This window comes from Anatilimnocola aggregata, from assembly GCF_007747655.1.
Taxonomy (GTDB): Bacteria; Planctomycetota; Planctomycetia; order Pirellulales; family Pirellulaceae; genus Anatilimnocola; species Anatilimnocola aggregata.
Genome location: NZ_CP036274.1, coordinates 1509287 through 1533690, shown reverse-complemented (window position 1 = coordinate 1533690; position 24404 = coordinate 1509287). Strand labels below are relative to the sequence as shown.

Genomic DNA, 24404 nt, shown 5'->3' with positions numbered 1-24404 from the left:
AAGCACGAGAACCACTTCGCGCCCGAACGAACGAGAGGCAGCAGAAAGATCAGCCGTTTGTGGGCAGCGGGGCGTTAAAGTCTTGTCAAACGTTAGAACGGGCTGGATAATCGAAGGAAGTGCGGCGACTGCGAGGCTCCGGGTTTTTCTGGAGCTGTCCGTTGTCGATTTCTAACGATGTGTTTCACCGCGCGAGTGCTGCCAAGCTCGACTGACGAAGCAGACGGAGAATGTGATGTTGATCCGAATTCGCTGGTCGCAAATCGTCTTGGTCGGTTGTTCTTGCGCCGCTTTCCTGCTGACCCAACTCTCCGCTTCGGCCCAGTTCGGCGGCACTAGTACCAGTGCTTTCGGTACTCGTTCGCTCGGGGGCAGCACCAGCAGCAACCGCACCGGCCGCTCGACGGGGGCCTCGAACAGCTCGGTTGGCAATTCGAGTGTTTCGGGCATCGGCAGTGGTGCCGGCACCGCCACCGGCGCAGCGACCATTGGTGGTTCCGAGAGGTTCATCCGTGGCAATCGCAACGGCGCATTTGTGGGTGCCGACTCGGGCGATGCCTCGAATGCTTACAGCCAACAAGCGGGTGGTGCCGCCGGTGGTCTTGGAGGCATGGGTAGCCTTGGTGGCGGCGCGATGGGGAATCAAATGATGATGCAGGCGTTCCGCCAACAGCAAAATCAAAGTCGCACGCAAAACCAGACGCAGCAGAAGGGGAAGGTCTCGCTCCGCACGCCGTTCAGCGTTGGTTTTACGACTACTCCCGTGGCGACCTCGGTGGTTAATACCCGTTTGCAGACCCGGTTTGCCAACTTGCCTGCGTTGAAGGGTAGAGGTTCGATTGAGGCGACGATGGAGGGAGATGTTGTGGTGCTGCGGGGCCAGGTAGCGACAGCTGCTGACCGGAAGCTGGCTGAAGACCTGCTTTCGCTGGAACCGGAAGTGAACCAGGTGCGTAACGAGTTGGTGATTGCCCAATCGTCGACTGAGGTACCGGCGCGTGAGTCCGTTGCACCGTCGGCCCCCAAGACCGTGAGTCGCCCGTTGGAACGTTAAACGACGACTGGGCGTTGGGCTGCAAATTGCCGGGCACTGGCTGGCCCGTCATGTTTGCGGGCATGCTGCCCGCAGGTAATGGATAGGTGGTTGTCGGTGGCAAGTTTGCTCCGGGCAACAAACCGGGCGGAGATCCTGCTGGCTGGGCCGCCGCTTCTTGCCGCCGCTCTTGACCTAAGCGTTCGGCAATGCCACGCGTCAGCTGAATCGACGTTGTCCGAATGTTCTCGCTGGGCGCGGGCTGCGTGGCGTGGGTAAAGAAGCTCTGTTGCCCACTCACTCCCGGCATTTGCTGCGGCTGAACACCTAAATCGGTCGGCGACTGAAAGCTGGCCGGCGCTACCCGATGATCGATTATGATCGGCTGGACCTGGCTCTGCTGTATTTGGGCATTGGGCGTTGGTGCCGTAGTGCCCGGCAGCAGGTTGCGCGACTGCTCACCCACGATCACTTGCCCACTGCTGGCGGTGAAGACCGGCAGCAAGCTGATTTCTAACTGCTGGCCGCCGACGGCATCCCACGGAATCCAGATGCTGTACGACGCGCCGAGTTCCGCCGGGCTGAAGTGCGTGCTGAGTTGTGCACTCGTAAAGACGAACTTGCGATCCGGTTTGCGGCCGTCGACTTGCTGCGCGGAATCGTTGTAGGCGTAGACGACCATTTGCCCTTCGATCGGAATGGGCTCGTCCTTGTGATTGTAAAAGTACAGGCGTCCGCCGAAGCCGCGCGTGGCTGGTTTGCCGGGGGTGTTGTACATCGCCGGTGCCCACAGCGCAACGAGTCGGGCCGGAGTTTGGAACTGCGTCTTGATCTCTTTGGGATCAGGATTCCACAGCTTGTTCCAAGACTTGCCCAGCGACCAATCGGGAGAGAACGTCTGGCAACCCGTCGTGGCCATCACGATCAAGAGAAGCGGCAAGCTGCGAAGGGCTAGGTTCATAGTACTCATCCGTGAGTCGACTGAATTCGCTGCGAATCGATGGATCGGCCCAGTGGTGCGAGTTACCGAGCCAGTGGTGTGAAGTTCGGGTTTGGTCCCTGCGGCACGTAGGCAGCGGGAGCGACCGTGCCCGGCTGCATGCCAGCAGGTTGCATGTTGGGCGATTGAAATTGAAACTGCGCCGGCTGCGGTCCATATTGCACTTGCGGCTGAGCGACCGGTTGGAACGGCGGCTGCTGCTGAAATTGCGTCGGTCCTTGCGGTATTGGCGGCAGGGCCTGCAGCGGCGTCACTGGTTGCAGAGCTTGATAGCCGCCGTTCTGGCTCAACTGATCAGGTTGCGACTGCGGCATGGCCGGCGTGGGTTGCAATGGTCGCCGGCTCGATTGCCCCGGCACCGCTGGAGGGAATGGCAGCGAGTTAGGGCCAGGAACCATGCTGCCGGGAATTACGCCCGGCACATAGTTAGGACTTCCTGGTGCCCGATCGAAGTTGTTCGGCTGAGCAGACCCCGGTCCCAGATTCTCGGGGGCGATCAAGCCTTCCGGAGCTGGGGTTTCATCGGGAAAAATCGTCGGCGTGCTGATGCCGCTATCGGCCGACGAAGTGAAGTGCTGAGCCTGGCCGTGGATGTTCCCCACATCGGCCAGACACCAGTGCATCCGCTCCGATTCACGCATGTTGAGCCAGGCCACGTGCTCGTCTGTTCGCATGACGTAGGGCGTCATAATGATTAGCAATTCCGTACGCTGAACATCGACCGAGTCGAAGCGGAACAAGCGGCCCAGCACCGGAATGTCGCCCAGGTAAGGGACGCGGCGAGTGGTTTCGCTTTGGTTCTTGGTGATCAAACCGCCGAGAATCACCGTCTGTCCGCTGCGGGCACTGACCGTGGTCTGAGCGCGCGTGACGTTGATGATCGGCTGGCGAATTGCAGTCCCGTCGGCACTGACCGAGATCGCGATCCCTTCCGCTTCTGGTCCCAGGTCCGATTTCACCGCGTCAATTTCCATCACGATCATGCCATCGGGGCTGGTTCGCGGCGTAACACCGAGAATCACACCGACGTCTTGAAAGGTCGTTTGATTTTGAATGCCGAACTGCGTCTGATTCGAGCTGGTGATGTAAGGTACCTGCTGACCGACCTGCACGTAGGCAGGCTGATTGTCGAGTGTTTGCACTTGCGGCCGGCTAAGGACCTGCATTCGCTGCGATTGCTGCAGCGCGCGAATGAGCACGTTCACCGATTCATTGCCGGCCGAGAGTACCAGCCCGCCGAAGCCAGCGGAGGCGTTCGTTCGTCCCACCGACAAGTTCGAGAGTGCCTGGGCAGCGACATTTTCGCGCGTGGCCAGCGAAGCGGGCGTGTTGTCGTTGCCAATGCCTGCCTGGTTGAACGGATAACCAATGCGTCCCAGGCCGGCGACACCCGCCACACCGCGATCGAACAGCAGCGAGTCTTGCAGACCAAGTTCGACGCCGAATTCATTCAGGTCGTTGAGGCTCACTTCGGCCAGCAGCACTTGAATGATGACCATGTTCGGGCGCCGATCGAGTTCTTCGACCACACGGCGAATTTCGTCGAAGTAACGTGGCGTTGCCGAGACGATCAGGCTATTGCTCACCTGCTCGGGAACCACAATCACTTCGCGCTCGAGCGTTTGCGGAGCACTGTTCAAGTTCGGCGCGATCTGATTCAGCTGCTGTTGCTGCGTCCGCAGTTGCGTCAGCGAGTTGGCCACTTCGAGCGCGGGGGCATTCCGCAAACGATAGACCGTCGTGATCCGTTCGCGAATATTCCCTTCGTCCAGCCGCACGAGGACTTTGTAAACTACGTTGAGGTCGCCGGTCGAACCCGAGGCGACGATGCTGTTGGTACGCACGTCGACCGAGAACCGCAGTGGCACCAGGGCGCTATCGCCACCGCCGGTGGCCGATTGCAGCAGCGCTTGCAAACCTTGATTGCCGCCAGCTCCGCCACCTTGTGCGGCCTGACCGAACAACTGTCGCAACAACTCGGCCAGCTGGGTGGCATCGCCGTTGACGATGGTAAAGACCTTGATCTGCGCTTCGGTCGCGGGCAATTCATCGAGTTGGCGAATGAGGGCTTCGATGAGCGCCATGTTCTTGGCGGGACCAGTGACGATGATCGAGTTGCCGCGCGGGTCGCTGGTCAGTTGCATGTCGGCGAGGATTCCGCTTTCGATCATGCCCTTGCCGTCGACCTGCAGCAATTGCAGCGCACCTGATGGACGAGCGCTGGTGCCGGATTGATTGTTGGTGCCACCGCCACCTTGCTGTGCGCCAGGCAGAGTCGTTTGGTTGCCGGTGGTTGTTCCCCCTTGGCCACTAATGGCCGCTTCGAGGACGGGGACCAGTTCATCGGCGAGAGAATTGCGCAGTTTGAAGATGCGAACTTCATCGACGACGCCCGTTTGTTCGCTATCGAGCTTCTCGAGCAGCTTGGCGACTTCTTCCAGGTCGCGCGGCGAAGCTTGCACGATCAGGCTGTTGGTTCGGGCGTCGGACACAATGTTCACCCGCGTACCCAGTCCGGCGCGCTGACCGGTGGCACCGCCTGTGGCACCAGGTTCGGTGAAGAACGTTTCGACGGTCGTTTCGGCATTGGCGGCTGAGATCCGCCGCAGCGGAAAGACTTGCAATTGCGTATCGGGCGCAACGGGCTTATCGAGCTGTTCGATCAACTCCCGTAGCGGCGGCAAGTTCTCTTTACGGCCAATCAGAAGCAAGGCATTCGGCTTCACCAGTGGGACAATGGTGACTCGACCACCACGGGCGGAGAAGACCTGGTCGTAAATCTGCGAGATGACATCGTTCAGAGCGCGGCCATCGACGTGCCGCAAATGAAAGACCTCTACTTCGGGCTTGGTCTCTAAACTTTGTGTTTCAATCTGTTCGATCAGGCGCATCACTTTCTCAACGTCCGATTTGCGGCCGGTGAGAACCATCACATCTAGCCCTTCGATGTAATCGATTCGCACATTGCCGATGCGGCCAAAATCGCCCAGGCCCCCTTCGGGAATGTCATCTCCAGCGGGAGCTTCGCCACCCGGTCCAGGTGCCACTGGCGGTCCCGCCGCTGGCGGTTCGCCCGGCTGAAACAACATGGAGACATACTCGCCAATGTGTTGATGTTGGCCGGAAGCGGGGCTGGTGGGACGCGTGGCAGCTTGCATCCAAGTGAGCAGTTTTTGCACGGAAGCTGGTTCCGCGCGATTGAAGGCAACCAGCTCCGATGCTTCACCCGCGCGAGCAGCAGGGCGATCGAGCGAGATTGCCAATTTGCGCAGCGCTGGCGCAGCTTCCTGCGAAGCTTGGATCTGGACGGTCCCTTCGTTGCGCACGATGGTTAACTTGGCTTCTTCGCCCGTTCCCAATTTCAGCTTATAGCGGGCCGCGCCGCTGTTCGTGCCCGCCACATCGGGCACGAAGCCGACGCGTCGCAATTGGCCTTCGAAATCCTTCCACGAAACATTGCGCAACGTGTGCAAGTTGGGATTAGCAGCCGAGACAGTCGGTTTGCCGCTCAGGCGGTCGCTGACGGCTTGATGGACATCGACCGGGCCGACGACCAGCAATTGATTGGCGCGGGTATCGACGACAATCCGCACTTCGCGCCGCGCGGCCAGCGATGTCTTCAAGTCAGCCGCCACCGTCTGCAAATTAGCTGCAGGGACCGGATAGGCTTTGATTGTCGTGGCGACTTCAGCTTGAGCCCAAGCAGAGGTGCACGTGACAGTCACTGCGGCGGCAGACAGCAGCCACGCGTGGGCCTGACGGCGCCAGAACGTCGGCAGCAGCCAGTCGCTATGCGTGGATGCCGGTGAGCGTGAAGCAAACATGGGGGGAGCACTTCCGTGTGGTTTCGCAATCCAAACCAAATGCGCGCACACTGCCGGAACAGTCTGCGTACACGGAATAATCGGCAAATCTTACCAGGGCCGTGAACCTATGTTGCTGGAAAACCGAATCTTGGCGACCCGCAACAAAGCCTTGCCAGACAATACGTTAGCGAACTAAGCCGTGGTCGATTGATAGTCTTGCTGGCAACCGCTAGCTGCAGAAACATCTCGCCAGAAGTCGTCTACAGCTTACTTAGTCTCTTCAGTTTCCGGAACTTCCGGCGGATTAGCCTCAGCCTTCACTGCTGGGACAGCATCGCTGGCTGACTCCTCGGCGGGCAAGTCTGCTTTGACTTCGGACTTTTGATCCGGCCCACTGGTACCTTCGGATGTCGGAACTGCTGGCAGAGAGTTGTCCGGCACTGAGTTGGCTGGCGGAATTGCCGCTGGCACTTCAATCGCGGCGGCAACAGGCATGACCGTCGCCTGTTCCAGGTTTTCGCCCTTGGACACGCGCAGATGTTTCCCCTTGGTCTTCTTGTTGTTCGATTCGTAGACAAACTCGTTGTCGAGAATCTCGCGGACCGTCCCCTTCACCGAACCAATCTCAAATGCTTCTCCTTCGTGCAACTTCAACAGCTGCGCGGTGGGACGCACATACAGCCAGATTTCACCTTCGGCGCCGACAGAAATGATGGCACTTAGCACCGTATGCTTCGCGTTATCGAAGGCCAGCTTGGGTTCATCGTCGACTGGCGGTGGCGGCGGCCGCGGCACCTCGCGCGGGGGCGGCGGAGGATCGGTCACGGTCACGATCAGTTTTTCGGTGGAAATGCGCGGCGGGAAATTGTCGTCGCGCACCGCAATTTCAAATTCGTATTCACCAGCCTTGCGCGGCGTCCAACTAAAGCGGCCATTCGCATCGAGCCGGGCATCTTTCGAGGCAGACTTGATCAATTCGAAGTTAACCACATCGAGCGGATCGGGATCGGTAGCTTTGGCCGAGATCTCCAACGAGCGGTTTGTCGTCCCTCGCTGGCGACCGAGCCCGCTCAAGCGCGGCACGGTGTTCGGCGGGGCGAAGATGTTCCGGCCTACGATGGAGTTCTGATAGTCCTCCAGCTTGGCCAGCTTTAAACGCTGCGAGGGGCGTTCGGTTAAGTCGTTGGCTGGTGCGGCGCTCCGCAGCGACAGCGCATCGAGCGTCAGTTGCAGGTCGAGTTCTTTCGAGTCTTTGATCGGCTTGATGCTGACCCGCGAAACGCGGTGGAGCAAATCGACGCGGTAGATATCGTACAACAACTTGACGATTTGCTCATAACGACCCTTGCCGTTAACGGTGAAAGTCTGTTGCACAAAGATGTCGCCCGTCGGGCGCTGGCCGCTGGGGCTGACGACTTGATCGCGCAGGCCGGCGTCTTCCAATTTGGTCAGCAGCCAATGTTGATAGGCCGAGCGAGCGAGGGCTGTATCCGGTGGCAACGAGCGGGCTTCATACTCGCTAAGCTTCTTTGCCGCCTTCATTGTTTCGGTAACTGCCAGGCGTTGCTTTTTCAGCTGCGAGTCGAGCGAGGAAATCTGCCCCGTTCGATACGACACGGCGCTGGTGTAGTAGCCGCTGATAAACCACAGCGTGACGATGGCCACGCAGACTCCGACGACAATGGCGAGCGTTCGTTCACGGTCGGTCATTTCGCACCTCCCGCTGCACCACGCGTGGCAGTAGGAGCAGGACGCGAAGCTCGCCCGGTCTTGGTTTGTAGCGGACCATTCGGCCCATGCACCATGACTTCCTCACGATAGCGCCAGGCCAGCGCACCAGCGCGAGGATCGCGCTTGCTACCGCTGCCGATCACGGTGCGGTCTTTGTCGCGAAGGGCCGTTTCCATTTCGCTGATGGTGTCGGGCTGATCGGCCACACCTTGCACGACGAGATTGCCGCCGCCAGTGTTGGACTTCGAGAGCGCCAGCAGATCCTCAACACGAGCTTGTTCTGCAGGGGGAAATCGCTGCGAGAGCCGTTCGAGTTCATCGAGCCAATTCACATCCGCAGCTGCGAACTTGTCGAGTTCCAGGACTTTGGTTCGGGTGGCCTTACCTTGATCGACGACCTTGGTTTGCGATTTCAGGTCTCGGTTCAGGTCGGCGATGCGGGCGTCCATCGTCCGCAAATTCCACCAGCCGAGCGCGGCAAGCACCAGCAGACTCGCGGCGAGAGCGCCGCCAACGACGGTATAGATGCGGTTGTGATTGACCGGTGGCGGACGCCGGCGTGGATGCAGGAAGTCGATGGTATGCGGACGATTGGCTGCTTCATCAACGAGCAAGCCCAGCAGCGGCGCAAATGCGCCCGGAAATGCCGGTCGCGTACGCTGCAGCGAATCGGAGACTTCAACGACGGAGAAGGGATCGACCACGCGCAGATCCATCTGCAGATCGGTCCTCCACGCGGCCTGTAATTCGGGCAGCTTGCGTTCATCGCCAAAGATGACGATCTCATCGACGCGGCGACCACCGAGTTGATTCTGCGCGGCGACAATTGTGCGCCGCACTTCGCCGAGCAGCGCCTTGGAGCGAACTTCCGGCGGAGCTTCGCTGCTGGGCAAGCGAACCGTACGGGGATAGACGACATTCGGACCAATCAGCACGGCCAGGTCGGCATCGTCCCCCAGCATGTCGACCGTCATCCGGCAGCGATCGTCTTGTGTCGTCGCCCGCAACAGCGAAGCTGCCGCGAAGGGACGCAGCACCAGGTGCGAGGCCGTAAGTCCTGCCGCGGCACAGACGCCGCGAATCTGCGCCACGATTTCGGGCGAGACTGCAGTCGCGAGTACGCTAGAGCCACCATCGGCGGTGCTGCCGAGCGGGGAAAAGTCGAGCGGCCAATCATCCCCCAGGGTGGCGAACTGCCGCATTGCTTGAAAGCGTACGAGGTCGGGAAGTTCATCGGCCGGAGCGGGCGGAGTATTCAGGAAGCGGAGTTCCAAGTTCGCGCGACCGACGGCGATCAGCGCGTCCCCTTTGGAAATGCCACGTTGCTGCAACTCTTTGCCGAGCAGCGTACCGATTTCCGCGGGCGTGATCGGTTGTTCGCGAGTGAGAAACGGAATGGCGAACGCTTCTTCAATAATCGCGTTCTTGCCCCGCTGCTGCGCAATCGCGACGCGGAACTCTTTGCTATCCCATTCGAAGGCGACCAAACGCTGCATGATGTGAACTCAATCCGTCGCAGCAATTGATGGGCTGCGAACCAGAAGCAATAACTGTCTGCCTAATAACCGCCAGAGCCTGGTGTCGACATTGCACCGGGAATTGGTGCGCCACCCAAGCCACCTTCGAGAAAATCGACCCCGAGCGTCTCGACGGCATAGCCACGACCCAGATGACTCAGGTCTCTCCAGAATAATACGCGTGCCGGGGAGGAGGAAGCATCGAATATCACCTCGGCCCGAGCCGACGCTTCGCCACTCTGGTAATAGCCGACGATCTGCGCCCGATAAACGTCACCCCCCGCACAAACGAACGGCATCAGCGTGCGCATCTCGGCGAGGGTGACAATTCCCTCCGCCATAATCCAGGTTTCGTGCCGCTTGTTGGCATCGTCGGCAGCCGCTTCGTACGACCGCCGCGAAAGAATCTCGGTAATGATATCGTCGTTCATTCCCGGAATGCCGCGCAAGATGTGAGCCGGCGCTTGATTGATGTTGATGCGCCCCGGAATAGTTGTTGCGGGGTTGATCGTGCAAGTGTCCATCAATTTCGGCAGCCACAAACCCATACCGCCACCGAGTCCGCTGGTGAATGGGGAGGCAATCACTTGCGACTGGCCGGCGTTCGTCACCCGCAGGCGGGCATCGCACAGGTCGAGCAATTGCACTAGCGGAACGCGAACGGGCTTCGACAGGTCGAGCGTTAAGTTGCTGGCCGGCACACTGGCTTGGCCCGCTGCTGCGTTGGGTCCATTCTGCCGATAAGCAATGATGAAGTTCACCCAGTCCTGCGGCAGTCCCGCAGCATTCAGACTCTCATACAACAAGTTGACATCGTTGCCGTTGAGATAGACGCGCGGTTCGCCGTTTTCTTGCAAGTTGTTTTCGAGACTGTGCAACGTGAAGTAGGCCGACCAGCCACGATCGGAAGCGCCGGACGAATCTTCGCTCCCTCCCTCATGCGGATCGAGCGTTCCATTGCGATTCACATCGGCCCCAAAGAGCAATTGTGGGGTGATGCCGCGCACCAGGAGCAACTCCTCGACCGTATCGAGCGGGCCATTCTTGGGGCGATACGCAGGATTCAGTCCTGAATAATGATCGACCTCAGCGCCGAGCGGGCGAGATTCATCGTCTGGATCAATCCAATCGAGAATTGCATCCGCGGCTTCTTCGGTCATGCCGGGCAAGCCCATGAGCAACTGAGTGGCTGAGCCCTCTTGCTGCGCTTCCAATACCAGCAGCGTATTCAAGTTCAAGCGAGTGGATTCATCTTCCAGCCCGTTACGCAGGCCGGCGAGAGTCCCTTCGTCACTCAAGTTCGGCGACAAGATCGCCACGCTGGCTCGTTCGCGTGGGTCTTCGTCGGGAACGATGGTCAACCCTTTGAAGCGGCCGGGGTTGTTGAAGACGCCCCCCGCTTCGAGTCGGGCCAGTTTGCTTTGCGAAAGAAAGAGCCGCGTGGCTTCGACCCCCGAATCGACGAGCAGCCGAGTTTGCACCTGGCGACCGGTGAGTTGAGCCGACTCTTGATGGGTCAGCATCAAGTCGGTGAACGAGTAAGCACCGAGCGCGAGGAACATGACCACAATCAGCACGATGATGAGGATCATACCCCGCTGAGCAGGCGAAACAGGCGAGCGCTTAGCGACCACGGCCACCTCCGCCGCCCATGCCACCAAAGCCACCGCCAAATCCGCCCATACCACCGCCGCTCATGCCGCCACCAAAGCCGCCGCCTCCGCGTGGCCCACCTTGTCCCTGTCCACCACCGCCGCGCGGCCCACCTTGACCGCCTCCTGATTGGCCGCCACCACCGCCGCGTGGTCCCCCTTGACCACCTCCCTGTCCCGGGAAGCCGCCCTGTCCGCCGCCACCTTGACCGGGGAAGCCACCGAACCCACCTTGGCCGCTATTCTGTCCATTTCCCTGACCGCCACCTTGGCCACCGTTTTGTCCAGGGAACCCGCCACCCATGCCACCACCACCACCAGCTGCCGCCGCGGCATCGCCGGAGAGATCGAGATTGCCGGTTTGCGACAGGGCAGTGTCTTCAGTCGAAGCCTGCGGTTTTTCGTCGATCGAGCTGGCTGTGGGCAAACTCACGGTGAGCGTATAGACGCGCTCTTCCGGTTCTTCGGTCGCAGTCGAAACCTCGGCGAGCGGATTGAGCGAAGTTTTGGCCCCATCACCAGGTGGCGACAAAACGAGCGTGATTTCAATCGCTACGGGCAGCCCTTGACTGGCGACCGAGTCCCATTCGCTGGTCCAACTGGCACCATCGAAATACATGAACTGCAGCCCGACCACTTCTTCGGCCAGCAGTTCAGTGTTGCCCAGCGTGCCGTTCGTGTTGCCGTTCTCTTCCGACCAGATCGAAACAGCGCGATCGAGGACGCGGCGCATCAAGCCCCGACCGCGACCATCCAAACTGGCGGTGACTTGCGAACTGGGAGCAATTCCCATCCCAGACGAAAGGGCTGCTTCTTCGGAACGGAGGAAGTAAGAGACCGTCTTCATGTCGCTGGGAATATCGACGACGCTTTGTAGGGCATCGGCCGAGAGTTCTGCCTGATATTGGTCAACTCGCGGCAACCGGCTGACATCGAGTTGCAATTCAGTGCCGCTGCCATAGAGCCCGACTACACCGCCAGCCGATTGCTCGCCGTAGGTTGAAGTGGCTTGCTCCGTTTGCGGGTTGACGTTCAAGTCCGTGCTGCCGAGCGTATTTTGAGAATTGCCGCCGTTTCCAGTCCCGCCACCGGTGTTGCCCGTACCACCTTGGCCTTGGCCACCCTGCCCACCGGTCGAATTCGAGTTCTGTCCACTTGCGCCCTGATTCGCGCCCGCGCCACCAGTTCCTCCTTGACCGCCCGTCGCACCACCCAAAGCGCCCATGCCTGCGCCGCCGAGCATCGCGCTGGCGTTCTGGCTATTGCCGGCGACTGTTTCCAAGCCACTTAAGTCGGGCGGCATATGTTGCACAGCAGCGCGAATGTCATCGGCAATATGACGAAGAATCGAACGGGCGAGTTGTGTCTCTTCGACATGCGTGCGACGCGTGTCGTACATCCGGAAATTGAGATCGATGGCCATCGCAATCAGACCCATGACGATGGTCGTCAGGCTGAGGGCGAGAATCAGTTCGAGCAATGTCACGCCGCGCGCAGAAACCGCGAACCGCGCGGCGTGCGGCGAAAGAACGGCGATTGTATTGTTGGATTTAGCGGCCACCGAAGCCTCCGCGCGGTGCACCACCGCCGCCCCGAGTTCCGCCACCACGTGGGCCACCTTGGCCACCACCACGCGGCCCGCCACCGGGGCCTTGTCCACCGCCGCCGCCTGGTCCGATACCGCCACCACCACCTGGGAATCCACCGCCGCCACCACCTGGGAATCCACCGCCGCCACCACCTACGAATCCACCGCCGCCACCACCAGGACCGCCACCTTGGCCATCACCGTTGTTGCCGCCGCCGTTATTTCCACCACCAGCACCACCGCCAGGGAAACCACCACCAGCACCGGCTCCCCCTAGGCTGGAAGCGGCCGATTGCGTTGTCCCCGCTTGTCCTTGACTGGCAGTCGCAGCGGCTGACTTTTTCTCTTCAGCGGCGAGACGGGCTGCTTCTTCCACGGTGGGATCGACGATCCAGCGAGTCAGGCTGAAGAGGACAGGGCGCGTGTGCGTTTGTGGATCTTGCTCGACTGTGACCAGAATCGTGAGCAGGCCCTGCTGATCGATTTGTTGTGACTCTACCGAGTAGAGCCATTCTCCTTCGTCGTCGGCCGGCTGTTGAAAAATCGTATCGGGAAGGGCGATGCCGCTGGCGATTTCAGCCATCTTGCTCTCGGCCAGCAACTGGGCGGTGGTCGAATCGCGGGCTGTGGCAGCCGAGATCGAACCAATGCGCACCAGTTGGCCAAGGACGGCCATCGAGCCCCCCAAGATTGCCAGGGCGAGCATCACTTCCAGCAACGAGAGACCCCGGAGTGCTCTGTTCTTGTTGCGAATCATGGCAGCACCTCACCCGGGCGAATCGCGGCCAGCAAATCTTCGAGCAGCGCCTGCTCGCCGACGGCACTCGTGCCAGTCAGCCCGCGCAGTTGAACGCGAATCGCTGCTTGCTTTTCGTCGGCGACAATCACATAGGAATCGGTTGCCGAGCCATCGGGATAAAACAAGATCGGTCGAGACCATTGCTCGGCGGAAGTATTGTTTTGCATCATGAAGTCTTCAACTTCATAAGCCCGCGTATCGAACTTCGCATCGCCACCGGCGAACGTAATTCCCTCGGGAAGTTCTTTTGTCTCGCAATCATCCAACGCCGTTTCCGGAGCTGTACCGAAACTGGCCACGCTGTCGATCGGATTTCCTTCGGTGGCTTCGTCCGCAGCCAGCCAAGGCTGGAGTGTGAACTTCCGGCCCGAGACTTCGAAGCGGAAAACTTGAATCCGTCCGCTCTTCATTGCTTTAACGTGCGCCCGCGACCACTCGATGCGCATCGTTTCCGACGCGCTCTTCAGCCTTTGAGCCCGCAGCGAACCAGTCAGAGCAGGCATCGCGACAGCTGCAGCCAGCACCATGATGACCAGCACGACCATCAATTCCATCAGCGAGAACGCACCGCGAGCCCGGCAGCTCGTTTTAGGCTGCCCGCTACTCTTCGGGTGCTTCACGCTGCCCCTTGGCATTGCTCACCGGACATTAGAGGGTGATATCGTCGTCGGTACTGGGAGTTCGATCGGGGCCGGCACTAAAGATGTTATAGCGCTCGTCGTCAATCACTTCGTATTGATACGGTTGATCCCAAGGATCGAGCGGAATCTGCTTGTCGATGTACGGCCCCTGCCACTTGGTCTGGTTAGGCAGATCGGCGGGCAATTCGACAAGCGAATCGAGGTTCGAGGGAACTTGATTGACGTGCAATTGATAGAGCTTGATGGCGTCTTCAAACGACCGCAACTGAGTCCGGGCAGCGTCTTTGAACGCGGTGGCCTGCATCTTGAGGACCGAAACGGTGACGATCGAGCCCAGAATGACCAGGATCGCGAGCACGAGCAACACTTCCATCAGCGTGAAACCACGACGCCGAGTTGACTGACGACGATTGGAAATCCGAAGAGAGGAACGCATAACCCCATCCTTACTAAAAGCTTGAAACCTAACTATTTAACCCTTGCAGTCCCCGGCAGTCTCGCCGGTCAGCCGCAAAATTTTGTCACAAAATTATTTGACAAATGCCGCTTTACCCCAAAGCGCTACTCATCTTGATGATCGGGACGAGCAAAGCGATCACGACGAGCAAAATAATTGCCGCCAGTGCCACTAGCATGAGGGGTTCAAGCAGCCTAACCAGGAGGTCCAATTGGCGGGAGGTACGGCGTTCCAGGCTATCGGCCAGGTCCACCAGCACCTTGTCGAGCGAGTTCGATTCCTCGGCCACGGCGATCATTTCCACAACCATCTTAGGAAAGTGACCACTGGCGGCCAACGGTTGGGCCAGCGTTTGGCCCGAGGAGATGTTTTCGGAAGCCGCGGCAATCGCCTTCGATAGCACTCGGTTGCCAGCCGCGTCGCGGCTGATTTCGAGTGCTTTCAGGATCGGTACGCCGTTATGCAGCAGGGTGCCGAGGACGCGACAGAAGCGGGCCACGGCAAACGCCTGAAAAATAGGTCCGGCAATGGGCATTTTCAGTTTTAGCCGGTCGCTAAGTTGGCGGCCTTCTTCGGTTTGCAAGCGAAAGCGAATGAAGACAATCGCAATGATCATCGCCCCAACCGCCACCAGGCCCCACTGGCGCGAGAAAGCACTGAGCGAAAGGAGCGCGTCGGTGATCCACGGAAGTTCGCCGCGTTCGCGCAGACGCTCGAACATGATGGCGAACTTGGGGACGAAAAACACGATCAGGCCAATGACCACAATCGAACCTACCGTGCCGAGAATGGCCGGGTAGGCGATGGCGCTCATCGTCCGCCCCTTCATTTCTTCCTGCAACTCGGTGAACGAAGCGACGCGTTCAAGTGCATCTTCGAGAAAGCCGCCTTCCTGCCCCGCGCGGACCATGTTAATGGCCATCTCGCTGAACGCTTTAGGAAAGCGTTGCATCACGTCCGCCATCGAGTTGCCGTCTTCGACCTTATGGTGAACTTCGGCGAGGATGGCTTTGAGATTCTTGTTTGACGTTTGGTCGCGGAGCACTGCGAGCGAACGGAGCAGTGGCACACCGCTGCGGAGCAAGGCAGCGAGTTGGTTGTAGGTGGTCGCCATCGTGTTGCCCTTCACAGACAACTTGGCACCCGGCGCGAGATAGCCCTTGCTCACTGCAACTTGCAACGGAAACAACGTCTTGCCCGACAACAGCGAGATCGCTTCGCGCTCCGACTGCGCAGCAATGGTGCCAGTCACTTTCTGACCAGTCATCGTGCGAGCGGTATAAGCGAATTCAGGCATAGGTCGGGAGCAGCAATCAGGGGTCTGGTGTCAGTGGGAACTCCCTCTACTCGGTACTCCGGAGTGAGGGTTGGGGTGAGGGGTCTTTAGGTTGGAGGTTGCTATTGGTTGCTTCTTTCCATCGTAATCAAGCGGCCAGGAGTGAGTGGTCGGTTTTGCGGTAGTTCGGGCCCCTCACCTCGGCCGTCTCCCCGGAGTACCGAGGAGAGGGAGGAAGAGAAGAATTCCCCATCCCCAGTTCCTAGTTCCCAACTCCCAAATCACCTCTTAATCAGCATGCTAAAATCGGACTTAGCGTTACGAACGACTTCTTCGACAGTCGACACGCCGCTCAGTACTTTACGCCAGCCATCTTGCCGCAGGCTGAGCATCCCGTCGGCCATCGCAGCTTCCACAATTTTCCAACTGCTCACTCGATCGTGCGCTAGTTGGCGAATGTCGTTGGTGGTGATCAGCAATTCGTAGATGCCAAGCCGGCCGCGATAGCCGGTTTGGCGGCATTCACGGCAGCCGGTAGGACCAAAAATCTGCTTGCCCGGCAGCTTTTCCCACGGAAAATCGGCCGGCGCATCTTCAGGTCCCAATTGAATGGGCTGCTTGCAGTGAACGCACAGTCGACGCAACAGTCGTTGGGCCATCACCGCTTCGACGGTACTGGCCACGAGAAACGGTTCGACACCCATATCGACGAGTCGCGTGTAAGCACTCGCGGCGTCGTTGGTGTGGAGTGTGCTGAACACCAAGTGACCGGTGAGGGAAGCCTGAATCGCATTCTCGGCCGTTTCGAGATCACGAATTTCGCCGACGAGGACGATGTCCGGATCGTGACGCAAAATCGAACGGAGCGAATGACCAAACGTCAGGCCGATTTTCTGATGGACCTGAATCTGATTAATTCCTTCGAGCTGATATTCGACCGGGTCTTCGGTCGTGATGATCTTCACGTCGGGCGTATTGATCTCGATCAGTGAACTGTAGAGCGTCGTGGTTTTGCCCGAACCAGTGGGCCCCGTGACCAGGATGATGCCGTGCGGCATATCGATCATTTTGCGATAGGCCTGGTAGGTGTCCTCTTCCATACCAATCTGCCGCAGATCGAACTTCATCGAGCCCTTATCGAGCACGCGCATGACCAGGCCTTCGCCGTGAATCATGGGGATGATCGACAAGCGGATGTCGATTTCGCGGCCACTTACCTTGAGCTTCATGCGGCCGTCTTGCGGTAGTCGCTTTTCGGCGATGTTCAGCCGCGCCATGATCTTCAAACGGCTGATGATGGCCGATTGAAAACGGTTGATTTCTGGCGGCACGGGCTGGGTTTGCAGCAGGCCGTCGATGCGGTAACGAATGACGACGCCGGAGGGCTGCGACTCAACGTGGACGTCGCTCGCGCGCGATTCGATGGCTTCGAGCAGAATTTCGTTCACCAGCCGAACCACCGAGGCTTCTTGCGCCATCTCGGAGAGTTCGCTGCCGTCGGTCTCGATCTCACTGAGGAGTTCGATGCCGTCCTCTTCGTCCTTAACAGCCTGAGCCACCAGGCCATCGACCGTTTCGCTACCGACGCCTAGATGCCGCTTGATCAGCTTGGCGATTTCGACACGCGAAGCCAGGATGGGCATCACCGAGAAGCCGGTGGCCGCTGAAACTTCGTCCAGCGGATAGAGGTCGAACGGATTGCTGGTAGCGACGATCAACTGCCCGTGATCGTGGCGAATCGGGAAGAGCGTTTGCCGGTGAATCAGTCGTTGAGGAAACGATTTGAGCAGAGACAGGTCGACATCGGTGGAGGTCAGGTCGATGAAGTCGATCCCCACTTCGTCGCCGACAGCGCGGAGGGCTGCCTCTTCGGTGACAAACCCCATCTGTACCGCAGATTCGATCAACTTGATGCCGTCGCCGTGACCGTTGGCCTGCTGACGCGTCTGCGTGAGTTGCCGCTGATCGATCAATCCGCGACGGAGGAGAATTTCACCGGCTTCCATCGTTACCTAGATCTGCCTGCGTATAAGGGTGGGACGAGAACTTGGAGCACAACTTTTCCCGCAGGATGGAGGAAGAGTTGGCGGCAGGAGGCGAGACTTCCATCATAAACCGACAATCTGGCAAACCCAAGATGAATCGAGAGCCACCTTTATTGGCACGAATGTGCCAACGACGGTTAGAATCGGCCGCCGAACCTTAACCTGCGAAGGCTCTTACCTGCCTTGCTCTGCGTGAGTTTTGATAAAAAAGCCGGTTCTGGGCTGATCCTAAGACCAACCCAAAACCGGTGCGTGGAGACCAAAGTTAGTGTCTCAATTGCCTGGGCTTAGCCCACGTGGTTTTCCGCAAACTGCGTGAGCCAAGGCCCACGTTTGGGTCAATTAATCACCGTCAGCAGGGCGTTGCAGCGGTGCAGCGCCGCCACGGCCACCTGGGCCACCGCGACCGCCAGGACCACCTTGGCCGAACTGCGGGGCGCTGAATTCGAACTTCGACCCGGTCAACTTTTCCAACTTGGCGCGCTGATCGGCGGTCAACACGCTGAGGATTTCAGCGCGGGCTTCGTCGCGCAGTTTGGCCAGCTTCTTGTCGAGATCGGCTTGCACGGCCTCGGCCTTCTTGCGGAGCTCTTCCTTCTGAGCATCGGTGATGCCCAGTTCGGTTGCCAGCGTGTCGCTGATGCCACCGGGGCTACGACTGAACCGCGCCGAGCTTTGGATCATCAGTTGCTTGAGCCGTTCGCGCTGCTGGGGCAACAGCACTGCGTCGACCTGCGCTTCCGAGTTTTTGCGGAATTCCTCGAATTTGGTGCGGCGCTCGTCTTCCGACAGATCGCGGAAATCGCGGAACGCTTCGCGCATGCTGTCCCGGATCTTGCCGGCGACTTCTTCCAACTGCTTCTCTTGATCGGGCACAATTCCCAATTCAGCTTTCACCTTTTCGTCGCTCAGCAACTGGGTCATCCCGCCGCCAAAGCCGCCGCCGCCAAAACCACCGCCGCCCGGTCCGCCAGGACCACGACCGCCACCTGGCTGCCCGAACGCCAGTTGCGACGCTCCGATTAGCGTCACCACGCACACCGCCATTGCCTGAATGCGGAACTTCATCGCTCACCACTCCCGAAAGGGTTTCAAAAAAGATCAAAATCGGCGACTTGCCACGACAGTGAGGCTCGCCCGGATAATTGCGTTCCCTGGTTCCTAATCATCAAACCCCGAAGTACTCGCGCGGTATCGCGATTGCGGAAACCCGCAACAATATCCTTGCCAGCAATTCGTTGCCAGTACGGCTGCTCCTGGAATCTGCTTGCTTCCTGGCCCCGTTCGGGGTTAACGTAACATGTGATGGCCGTTGCAGTTCTTTTCTCTCCGCACGTCCGTTCTCGTCACTCAATCTGCCGATGCTCGCTTATCTCGTGATCCGCGAAGGGTCGAAATGGACCGACGTTTTTCGTCTGGTTCCCGGTCGAACTGTGACCATTGGCCGCGCCGGCACCAACCAAATCGTCATTAAGGACGAGCGTTGCAGCCGGAACCACGTAGAAGTCTTCTTGAATCGGGGCGAGTGGACCCTCCGCGATCTCGATAGCCGCAACGGGACGTTTATCAACAACAAGCAGGTGCGGGGCGATAATGTCCTCTCTCCCGGCGACATTGTCCGGATTGCCAACTGCCAATTGGGATACGTCCATGACCTGACGCACGCATTTCCCGATCCCGATCATGCCAGTGTGCTGGCGGTGCCGCCGCAACTGGGAGACGAAACGGTTCTCGGCGCGCCCCTGATTGCCGATACGGGAGAAGTGCTCGAAGTGGGTGAAGCGAGCATCCACGAAGTTAACGAACCGACCCACATTACTCACCGCCGTAATCAAACGCGCTATCTGCGTCCCGGACCAGCCGCCGATTTACCGATCCCGCGGGTGGGCCAGGCAGCGGCCAAACTTTGTCGCCTGGCCTTTGAACTGGCCAGTCAGCCCGATATTCCGTCAGTCGCGCATCTGGCGCTCAACGGCCTATTCGAGGGAACCCATGTCGACGCTGGTGCCGTGCTGCTGGTGCCGCGTGGTTACGAAGGGATGCCCAATCCTACCGACCTGCAAGTGGTCGCTTCGCGCACCGATCACGAACCGGTCTATCATCGCCCGTCGAGTTTTTTGGCGGCCACTGTTTTGCGCGATGGCGAAGCTGTACTGGCGCGCAACATCGAAGGTGACAGTCAACTCGGGCTGCGCGACAGCAAAGGGGAATTTCACGCCACGAGTGTGATGTGCGCGCCCGTTCGCCAGGAGAAGCGAGTCATCGGACTGATTCACTTGTATTCGACCGAGGATCATCGGGTGCCCGATCCGGACGATCTCGAGTTCACGCTGGCGGTTGCCGAGAACATGGCGCTCGCGCTGCGAAATCTGCAGCGGCAACAAGAGCTGGCCGAGAATCTGAATCAGACGCGCAACGAAATTGTCCAGCTGCGCAAACAGCTAGGAGCCGAGAGTGAGCTCGTCGGCAGCAGCCTGGTGCTCAACAGCGTGCAGCAACAAATTGCCCGAGCTGCACCGAGTCGCGCGACGGTATTGATTCGGGGCGAAAGTGGCGTCGGCAAAGAACTGGTCGCCCGGGCCATGCACTACGCCAGCCCGCGCAAGAAAGGCCCATTCGTCTGTTTGAACTGCGCCGCGCTGTCCGAATCGTTGCTCGAAAGTGAGCTCTTCGGCCACGAGCGCGGAGCATTTACCGGAGCGACGGAGCGGAAGATCGGCAAGTTCGAAGCGGCGCACGCTGGCACGCTGATGCTGGACGAAATTGGCGAAATGAGCCCGCAAATTCAAGCGAAGTTTTTGCGCGTGCTCGAAGGGCATCCGTTCGAGCGAGTGGGGGGCGCTCAACCAATTAAGACCGATGTCCGCGTGATTGCCGCGACCAATCGCGACTTGGAACGAGCCGTCGCCGACAGCACATTTCGCCGCGACCTTTACTTTCGCCTGCGCGTCGTCGAGATCTATGTTCCCCCGCTGCGCAAACGTCCCGAGGACATTCTCGAATTGGCTGCCTACTTCCTCGATAAGTTCAACTCCGAGACCGGCCGCAAGTTGCAGGGCTTCACGCCCGAAGCCATCGAGCAGATGCAGAACTACCGTTGGCCCGGCAACGTGCGCGAACTGAAGAACGTAATCGAACGCGCGGTTGTCCTCTCGCGCAGCGACCTGATTGAGGTCGAGGACTTGAACCTCTCGAGCCTCGGTACGATTTCGGGAGACTCGAACGAAATGCCTGCCGTGAAGGCGATGTTCGAACCACTCTCGCTCGAAGATATCGAGAAGCGGCATATTCTCGCCACGCTAACGGCCACCAACTGGAACAAGAGCCGCACCGCCTCCATTCTTGGCGTCGAACGCTCGACACTCGATCGCAAGATCAAGCGCTATGAACTTCGCCCCCCCACATCTCCCCGCGGAGACTGGCTGGTGGCGGAGTGAGGGACCGGTGAGATCTTGCCAGGCAAATTGGCTGGATCAGTCGTTCGCGAGAACGTGGGCTACGCTCGGACCAATTCCCGTTCGGCCGATGTTTCACGCACCCAGCCGGCCGAGACGGCAAACGCATAGCTGCCGAACAGCAGACAGGCGAAGAACAAGTCGCCATAGAGCGTGTTGCGGAAGAATGGCAGGGCCTGTTGATAGGAGTGCATTAGGCCGGCCAAAGTGTGCGGGTAGAGGTCCGACCAGGGCCACACGAAGTTCGTCACCAGAAAGAACAGGACTGACGATACCAAACTGCCACTAATGAGCGCGAGCACACTGTAAATGATGCTCTTGGTACCAGCCGAACGTTCGATTCGCAGCGATTGACGAAGCCAATAGCTCGCGGCGATCGGCAGCATGAGCATGGCATAGACGACGATCATCATTTGCCATTCGTACCCGCCGATGACGGCGTCGCTGATGGTCATCGAGAGCCAGGGGGCGAGCAAGGCAACCCAAGTGCGGCTGAAAAAGTAACCAGCGAATAGCGAGATGGCAGCGACCGGAGCAAAATTGGGATAATGCGGGCCGAGCACGATTCGCACACCGGCACCCAGCGTGACGAGCACGGCCAAAATCAGGAGTTCGACGGCGAGAGAACGATTCATCACAGCTTTCTTCATTACTGGCCTCGCGCCTTGCGGCGTCCTCAAATGCGAGCCCCCAATTCAGAGCGAACTGATGAGCAAGCCTCGCGATTTTAGCGGTTATTTGCAAACTTCCACAAGAGCGTATCGCCGGGCTGCACCTCGAACACGGCGCAACTTCGGTCCCCCAGCGTGCCGTTGACCTCGTACAGCCAATTCTTGCCCCCCGACTGATTCGTCAGATCGTCGATGGCAGTCACCAGCACCGTGGCATCCTTTCCTCGATGCTTGAACTGCACGCCGCGTGGATGCTTGGCCGCCGCTTGTAACGCGTCAAACACGGTCAGCTTTTCCTTCCACGGAATGGCGGTGAATTCTTTCTTTACCCCATCGCCATAGTCAATCGTCAATCGAACGGTCTTTTCGACGCTCGCGCCGTCTTTGGGCGGTTCTTGAGCGCTCGCCAGGTTGGCGGCGAATACACAAGCCGCAGCCAAGAACAGTCGTCGCCATAACATGGAATTGGTCATATTGATTTCACTCCGCATTCCGCAATCATCACTTCGCATTCGCCCGGCCCCTCGCCCGTCACCACGGGGGTCGCTAGATTGCCAGTGACGAAACTCTCTCGGTACATAAGGATCTACGCTGGTGACTGCTGGTTCCCGCTCGATAACGCTGTCGTTCCCGCGAGCCGGTGTGGCGCTCCTCAGCTTCGATCTGCCAGGCAAATCGGCCAACGTGCTGTCGACGGAGGTGGTCGTCGAGCTTGAGTCGCACCTGCACGCGTTGCGTACGATGTGCGACTTGCACGGAGTCATCTTAACTTCCGGCAAGCCGGGAACCTTCATCGCGGGGGCCGATATTCGAGAATTTGTGGGGCTGATGGACCAACCGGGCGAGCAGGTGGCTGAACTTTGCCGCCGCGGCCATTTACTCCTGGGGCAACTGAGCGACCTCTCTGCAGTCACCGTGGCCGCGATCGACGGCGTCTGTCTGGGGGGTGGATTAGAACTCGCGCTGGCCTGCGATCGCCGGCTGGTGACAACCGGCCCCAAGACGCAACTCGGATTGCCCGAAGTCAAGCTTGGCCTCATTCCCGGCTGGGGCGGTTGTGTGCGGTTGCCTCGACTTATCGGCCCGGCGGCCGCAGTCGAAATGATTACTACCGGCCAGCCTGTTTCTGCCGCAACAGCTGTGCAGTCCGGGCTGGCGAGTGAAGCCGTTGCCAGCGAATGCCTCTTGGCCGCCGCAATTGACCTGGTTGAGCGCGAAGCAACATCCAAAGCCTATCTGGCCGATCGCGCGCGCCTGCGTCAGGGCGTGTTGATGAATCAAACGGAACTCGACTTCCTGCAGTTCACCACGAGTGCCAAGTTGGCCGCTGAAGCCGAACACCAGCCGGCTGCAATGACAGCCCTAAACCTGATTGTCGCTACGGCTCACGACGATCTCACCACGGCCCTCACTGCGGAAACCCTCGCCTTTGGGCACTTGTTCGGTTCGCCAGCCAGTCGCGCGCTGGTGCATGTTTTCTTTTTGCAGGACTACAACAAGCACACTCAGGCCAGCGCCACAGCAGTCGCCCGACCAGCACAAAGCGTGAGTGTGCTCGGCGCGGGAATCATGGGCATCGGCATTGCTGCTGCTGCCCTGCGAGCTGGCTTGCAAGTTCGCCTCGGCGATGCCGATGAATCGCGACTTCCCGGCGCGAGTGCCGAGAGCGTGCAAGAAGCGGCCTTCGATCCGGCCATCAAGAAAGTTGATCCGGAGCGGGCGATAGCACTTGCCGCACGCATCAGCACCGTGACCACCGATGCCGAACTGGCTGCCAGCGATGTACTGATCGAAGCGATCATCGAAAACTACGAGATCAAAGTCAGTGTGCTGCAGAAATTGGAATCGCTCGTTCCGCCGCATGCGATTCTGGCCTCGAACACCTCCTCGATTCCCATTTCGCGACTCGGCAGCGCGCTCGCGCGGCCCGATCGTTTTTGTGGAATGCACTTTTTCAATCCGGTCAAGCGGATGAAACTGGTCGAAGTCATTCGCGGCACACAAACGAGCGACGAGACCATTAACACCGCGATTGCCCTCGCTCGCAAACTCGGCAAGATGCCGGTCGTGGTGACCGATGGCCCGGGCTTTCTCGTCAATCGCATGCTGTCGCCCTATCTGAACGAGTCGATCGAACTGTTGCACGATGGGCACTCGCCGCGCGAGATCGATGCTGCTGCAGTTGCCTATGGCATGCCGCTGGGCCCGCTCGCGCTGTACGACCTCGTGGGGCTCGATACCGCCTTTTATGCCGGACGCACCATGTATGAAGCGTTTCCCGACCGGGTGCGGGCTTCGCCAATCTTGCCCGCTCTCATCAAACGCAAACGGCTAGGCCGCAAGAATAACGCCGGCTTTTTTGCCTATCGCGAAGGAGTGGCCGAACCGCAAGACGATCCCGCTGCTGCGGAGATTCTTGCCGGGTATGTCCGCAGCGAGAACCGCCTCCCCCTTGCGCAGATTCAAGATCGCCTGCTGCTAGTGATGCTCTTCGAAGCTTGCCGCATTTTAGAAGAAGGACGGGTGCGCGATGCCCGCGATATCGACCTGGGCGTAATCTTCGGCCTCGGCTTCCCGGCCTTTCGCGGTGGAATTTTGCACTGGGCTCAGAGTCTCGGCGGCGATCAGATCATGCGCAAGATCGAACCGTGGCGCGAGCGCGGGGCGCGTTATGAACCGCCGCAGTTGCTACTCGACTGGGCAGCTGGCAAACGCACGCTGACCGCTTGAGGC

The 24404-nt window shown here is 59.4% G+C and carries 18 protein-coding genes; 4 read left to right on the top strand and 14 right to left on the bottom strand.

The features are described from left to right. Positions 1-171: 171 nt before the first annotated feature. Positions 172-510 (bottom strand): hypothetical protein, encoded by a 339-nt coding sequence (locus tag ETAA8_RS35190; protein ID WP_238397686.1) that lies wholly within the window; start codon positions 508-510, stop codon positions 172-174. Positions 511-610: 100 nt separating this feature from the next. Between ETAA8_RS35190 and ETAA8_RS35815 the strand changes: the two genes are divergently transcribed. Together ETAA8_RS35815 and ETAA8_RS35810 are read left to right on the top strand one after the other, a co-directional pair. Beyond that, positions 611-1054: a BON domain-containing protein gene (locus ETAA8_RS35815; RefSeq protein WP_391484814.1), complete on the top strand. Its 444-nt coding sequence runs from the start codon at positions 611-613 to the stop codon at positions 1052-1054. A 346-nt stretch (positions 1055-1400) separates the two neighbouring features. Then, positions 1401-1550, top strand: coding sequence for a hypothetical protein (locus ETAA8_RS35810; protein WP_202921592.1), 150 nt, complete (start codon positions 1401-1403; stop codon positions 1548-1550). A gap of 506 nt (positions 1551-2056) precedes the next feature. On the opposite strand, the gene ETAA8_RS05920 is transcribed toward ETAA8_RS35810, so the two are convergent. The 11 genes from ETAA8_RS05920 to ETAA8_RS05870 all read right to left on the bottom strand — a co-directional run bounded on the left by ETAA8_RS05920 (position 2057) and on the right by ETAA8_RS05870 (position 18613). Further along, complete coding sequence (locus ETAA8_RS05920; protein ID WP_145086265.1) at positions 2057-5857, bottom strand: secretin N-terminal domain-containing protein; 3801 nt, start codon at positions 5855-5857, stop codon at positions 2057-2059. A gap of 249 nt (positions 5858-6106) precedes the next feature. Beyond that, positions 6107-7549: a hypothetical protein gene (locus tag ETAA8_RS05915; protein WP_145086262.1), complete on the bottom strand. Its 1443-nt coding sequence runs from the start codon at positions 7547-7549 to the stop codon at positions 6107-6109. Then, positions 7546-9066 carry a type IV pilus biogenesis protein PilM gene (gene pilM, locus ETAA8_RS05910; protein ID WP_145086259.1) on the bottom strand — a complete coding sequence of 507 codons (1521 nt, stop codon included), beginning with the start codon at positions 9064-9066 and terminating at the stop codon, positions 7546-7548. The genes ETAA8_RS05915 and pilM overlap by 4 nt, the downstream gene beginning before the upstream one ends. A gap of 62 nt (positions 9067-9128) precedes the next feature. Next, positions 9129-10721, bottom strand: a complete 1593-nt coding sequence (locus tag ETAA8_RS05905) for a type II secretion system minor pseudopilin (RefSeq protein ID WP_145086256.1) — start codon at positions 10719-10721, stop codon at positions 9129-9131. After that, positions 10711-12399, bottom strand: a complete 1689-nt coding sequence (locus tag ETAA8_RS34390) for a hypothetical protein (protein ID WP_202921591.1) — start codon at positions 12397-12399, stop codon at positions 10711-10713. Before ETAA8_RS34390 ends, ETAA8_RS05905 begins: the two co-directional genes overlap by 11 nt. Further along, positions 12290-13084 (bottom strand): type IV pilus modification PilV family protein, encoded by a 795-nt coding sequence (locus ETAA8_RS34385; RefSeq protein ID WP_202921590.1) that lies wholly within the window; start codon positions 13082-13084, stop codon positions 12290-12292. Before ETAA8_RS34385 ends, ETAA8_RS34390 begins: the two co-directional genes overlap by 110 nt. Further along, the gene (locus tag ETAA8_RS05890; protein ID WP_202921589.1) at positions 13081-13746 is read right to left on the bottom strand and encodes a pilus assembly FimT family protein; all 666 of its coding nucleotides are present in this window, start codon (positions 13744-13746) and stop codon (positions 13081-13083) included. Before ETAA8_RS05890 ends, ETAA8_RS34385 begins: the two co-directional genes overlap by 4 nt. 28 nt (positions 13747-13774) lie before the next feature. After that, a complete protein-coding gene (gspG, locus tag ETAA8_RS05885) occupies positions 13775-14203 on the bottom strand; it encodes a type II secretion system major pseudopilin GspG (RefSeq protein WP_145086251.1) in 429 nt (142 codons plus the stop codon). Between the two features lie 112 nt (positions 14204-14315). Continuing rightward, on the bottom strand, positions 14316-15521 hold the full coding sequence (locus ETAA8_RS05880) for a type II secretion system F family protein (protein ID WP_145086248.1): 1206 nt from the start codon (positions 15519-15521) through the stop codon (positions 14316-14318). 260 nt (positions 15522-15781) lie between these two features. Next, positions 15782-17506, bottom strand: a complete 1725-nt coding sequence (locus ETAA8_RS05875; RefSeq protein WP_145086245.1) for a GspE/PulE family protein — start codon at positions 17504-17506, stop codon at positions 15782-15784. Positions 17507-17887: 381 nt separating this feature from the next. Then, positions 17888-18613 (bottom strand): hypothetical protein, encoded by a 726-nt coding sequence (locus ETAA8_RS05870; RefSeq protein ID WP_145086242.1) that lies wholly within the window; start codon positions 18611-18613, stop codon positions 17888-17890. A 293-nt stretch (positions 18614-18906) separates the two neighbouring features. On the opposite strand from ETAA8_RS05870, the gene ETAA8_RS05865 reads away from it, so the two are divergent. Continuing rightward, a complete protein-coding gene (locus ETAA8_RS05865; protein WP_145086239.1) occupies positions 18907-20982 on the top strand; it encodes a sigma 54-interacting transcriptional regulator in 2076 nt (691 codons plus the stop codon). A gap of 59 nt (positions 20983-21041) precedes the next feature. Here the strand turns inward: ETAA8_RS05865 and ETAA8_RS05860 are convergent, their stop codons facing one another. Beyond that, positions 21042-21635: a DUF6580 family putative transport protein gene (locus tag ETAA8_RS05860; RefSeq protein WP_202921588.1), complete on the bottom strand. Its 594-nt coding sequence runs from the start codon at positions 21633-21635 to the stop codon at positions 21042-21044. Between the two features lie 92 nt (positions 21636-21727). Beyond that, a complete protein-coding gene (locus ETAA8_RS05855; protein ID WP_202921587.1) occupies positions 21728-22144 on the bottom strand; it encodes a DUF4430 domain-containing protein in 417 nt (138 codons plus the stop codon). Between the two features lie 121 nt (positions 22145-22265). On the opposite strand from ETAA8_RS05855, the gene ETAA8_RS05850 reads away from it, so the two are divergent. Continuing rightward, on the top strand, positions 22266-24401 hold the full coding sequence (locus tag ETAA8_RS05850; RefSeq protein WP_145086233.1) for a 3-hydroxyacyl-CoA dehydrogenase NAD-binding domain-containing protein: 2136 nt from the start codon (positions 22266-22268) through the stop codon (positions 24399-24401). Positions 24402-24404 lie beyond the last annotated feature (3 nt).

Excerpts from the sequence above, each read along its gene's own strand:
- ETAA8_RS05870 (WP_145086242.1), bottom strand. The coding sequence starts at position 18,613 with ATGAAGTTCCGCATTCAGGCAATGGCGGTGTGCGTGGTGACGCTAATC.
- ETAA8_RS35190 (WP_238397686.1), bottom strand. The coding sequence starts at position 510 with ATGAACCTCTCGGAACCACCAATGGTCGCTGCGCCGGTGGCGGTGCCG.
- ETAA8_RS05915 (WP_145086262.1), bottom strand. The coding sequence starts at position 7,549 with ATGACCGACCGTGAACGAACGCTCGCCATTGTCGTCGGAGTCTGCGTG.
- ETAA8_RS05865 (WP_145086239.1), top strand. The coding sequence starts at position 18,907 with ATGCTCGCTTATCTCGTGATCCGCGAAGGGTCGAAATGGACCGACGTT.
- ETAA8_RS35810 (WP_202921592.1), top strand. The coding sequence starts at position 1,401 with ATGATCGATTATGATCGGCTGGACCTGGCTCTGCTGTATTTGGGCATT.
- ETAA8_RS05920 (WP_145086265.1), bottom strand. The coding sequence starts at position 5,857 with ATGTTTGCTTCACGCTCACCGGCATCCACGCATAGCGACTGGCTGCTG.
- ETAA8_RS05860 (WP_202921588.1), bottom strand. The coding sequence starts at position 21,635 with ATGAATCGTTCTCTCGCCGTCGAACTCCTGATTTTGGCCGTGCTCGTC.
- gspG (WP_145086251.1), bottom strand. The coding sequence starts at position 14,203 with ATGCGTTCCTCTCTTCGGATTTCCAATCGTCGTCAGTCAACTCGGCGT.
- ETAA8_RS05855 (WP_202921587.1), bottom strand. The coding sequence starts at position 22,144 with ATGACCAATTCCATGTTATGGCGACGACTGTTCTTGGCTGCGGCTTGT.
- ETAA8_RS35815 (WP_391484814.1), top strand. The coding sequence starts at position 611 with ATGGGTAGCCTTGGTGGCGGCGCGATGGGGAATCAAATGATGATGCAG.
- ETAA8_RS05880 (WP_145086248.1), bottom strand. The coding sequence starts at position 15,521 with ATGCCTGAATTCGCTTATACCGCTCGCACGATGACTGGTCAGAAAGTG.
- ETAA8_RS05875 (WP_145086245.1), bottom strand. The coding sequence starts at position 17,506 with ATGGAAGCCGGTGAAATTCTCCTCCGTCGCGGATTGATCGATCAGCGG.
- pilM (WP_145086259.1), bottom strand. The coding sequence starts at position 9,066 with ATGCAGCGTTTGGTCGCCTTCGAATGGGATAGCAAAGAGTTCCGCGTC.
- ETAA8_RS34385 (WP_202921590.1), bottom strand. The coding sequence starts at position 13,084 with ATGATTCGCAACAAGAACAGAGCACTCCGGGGTCTCTCGTTGCTGGAA.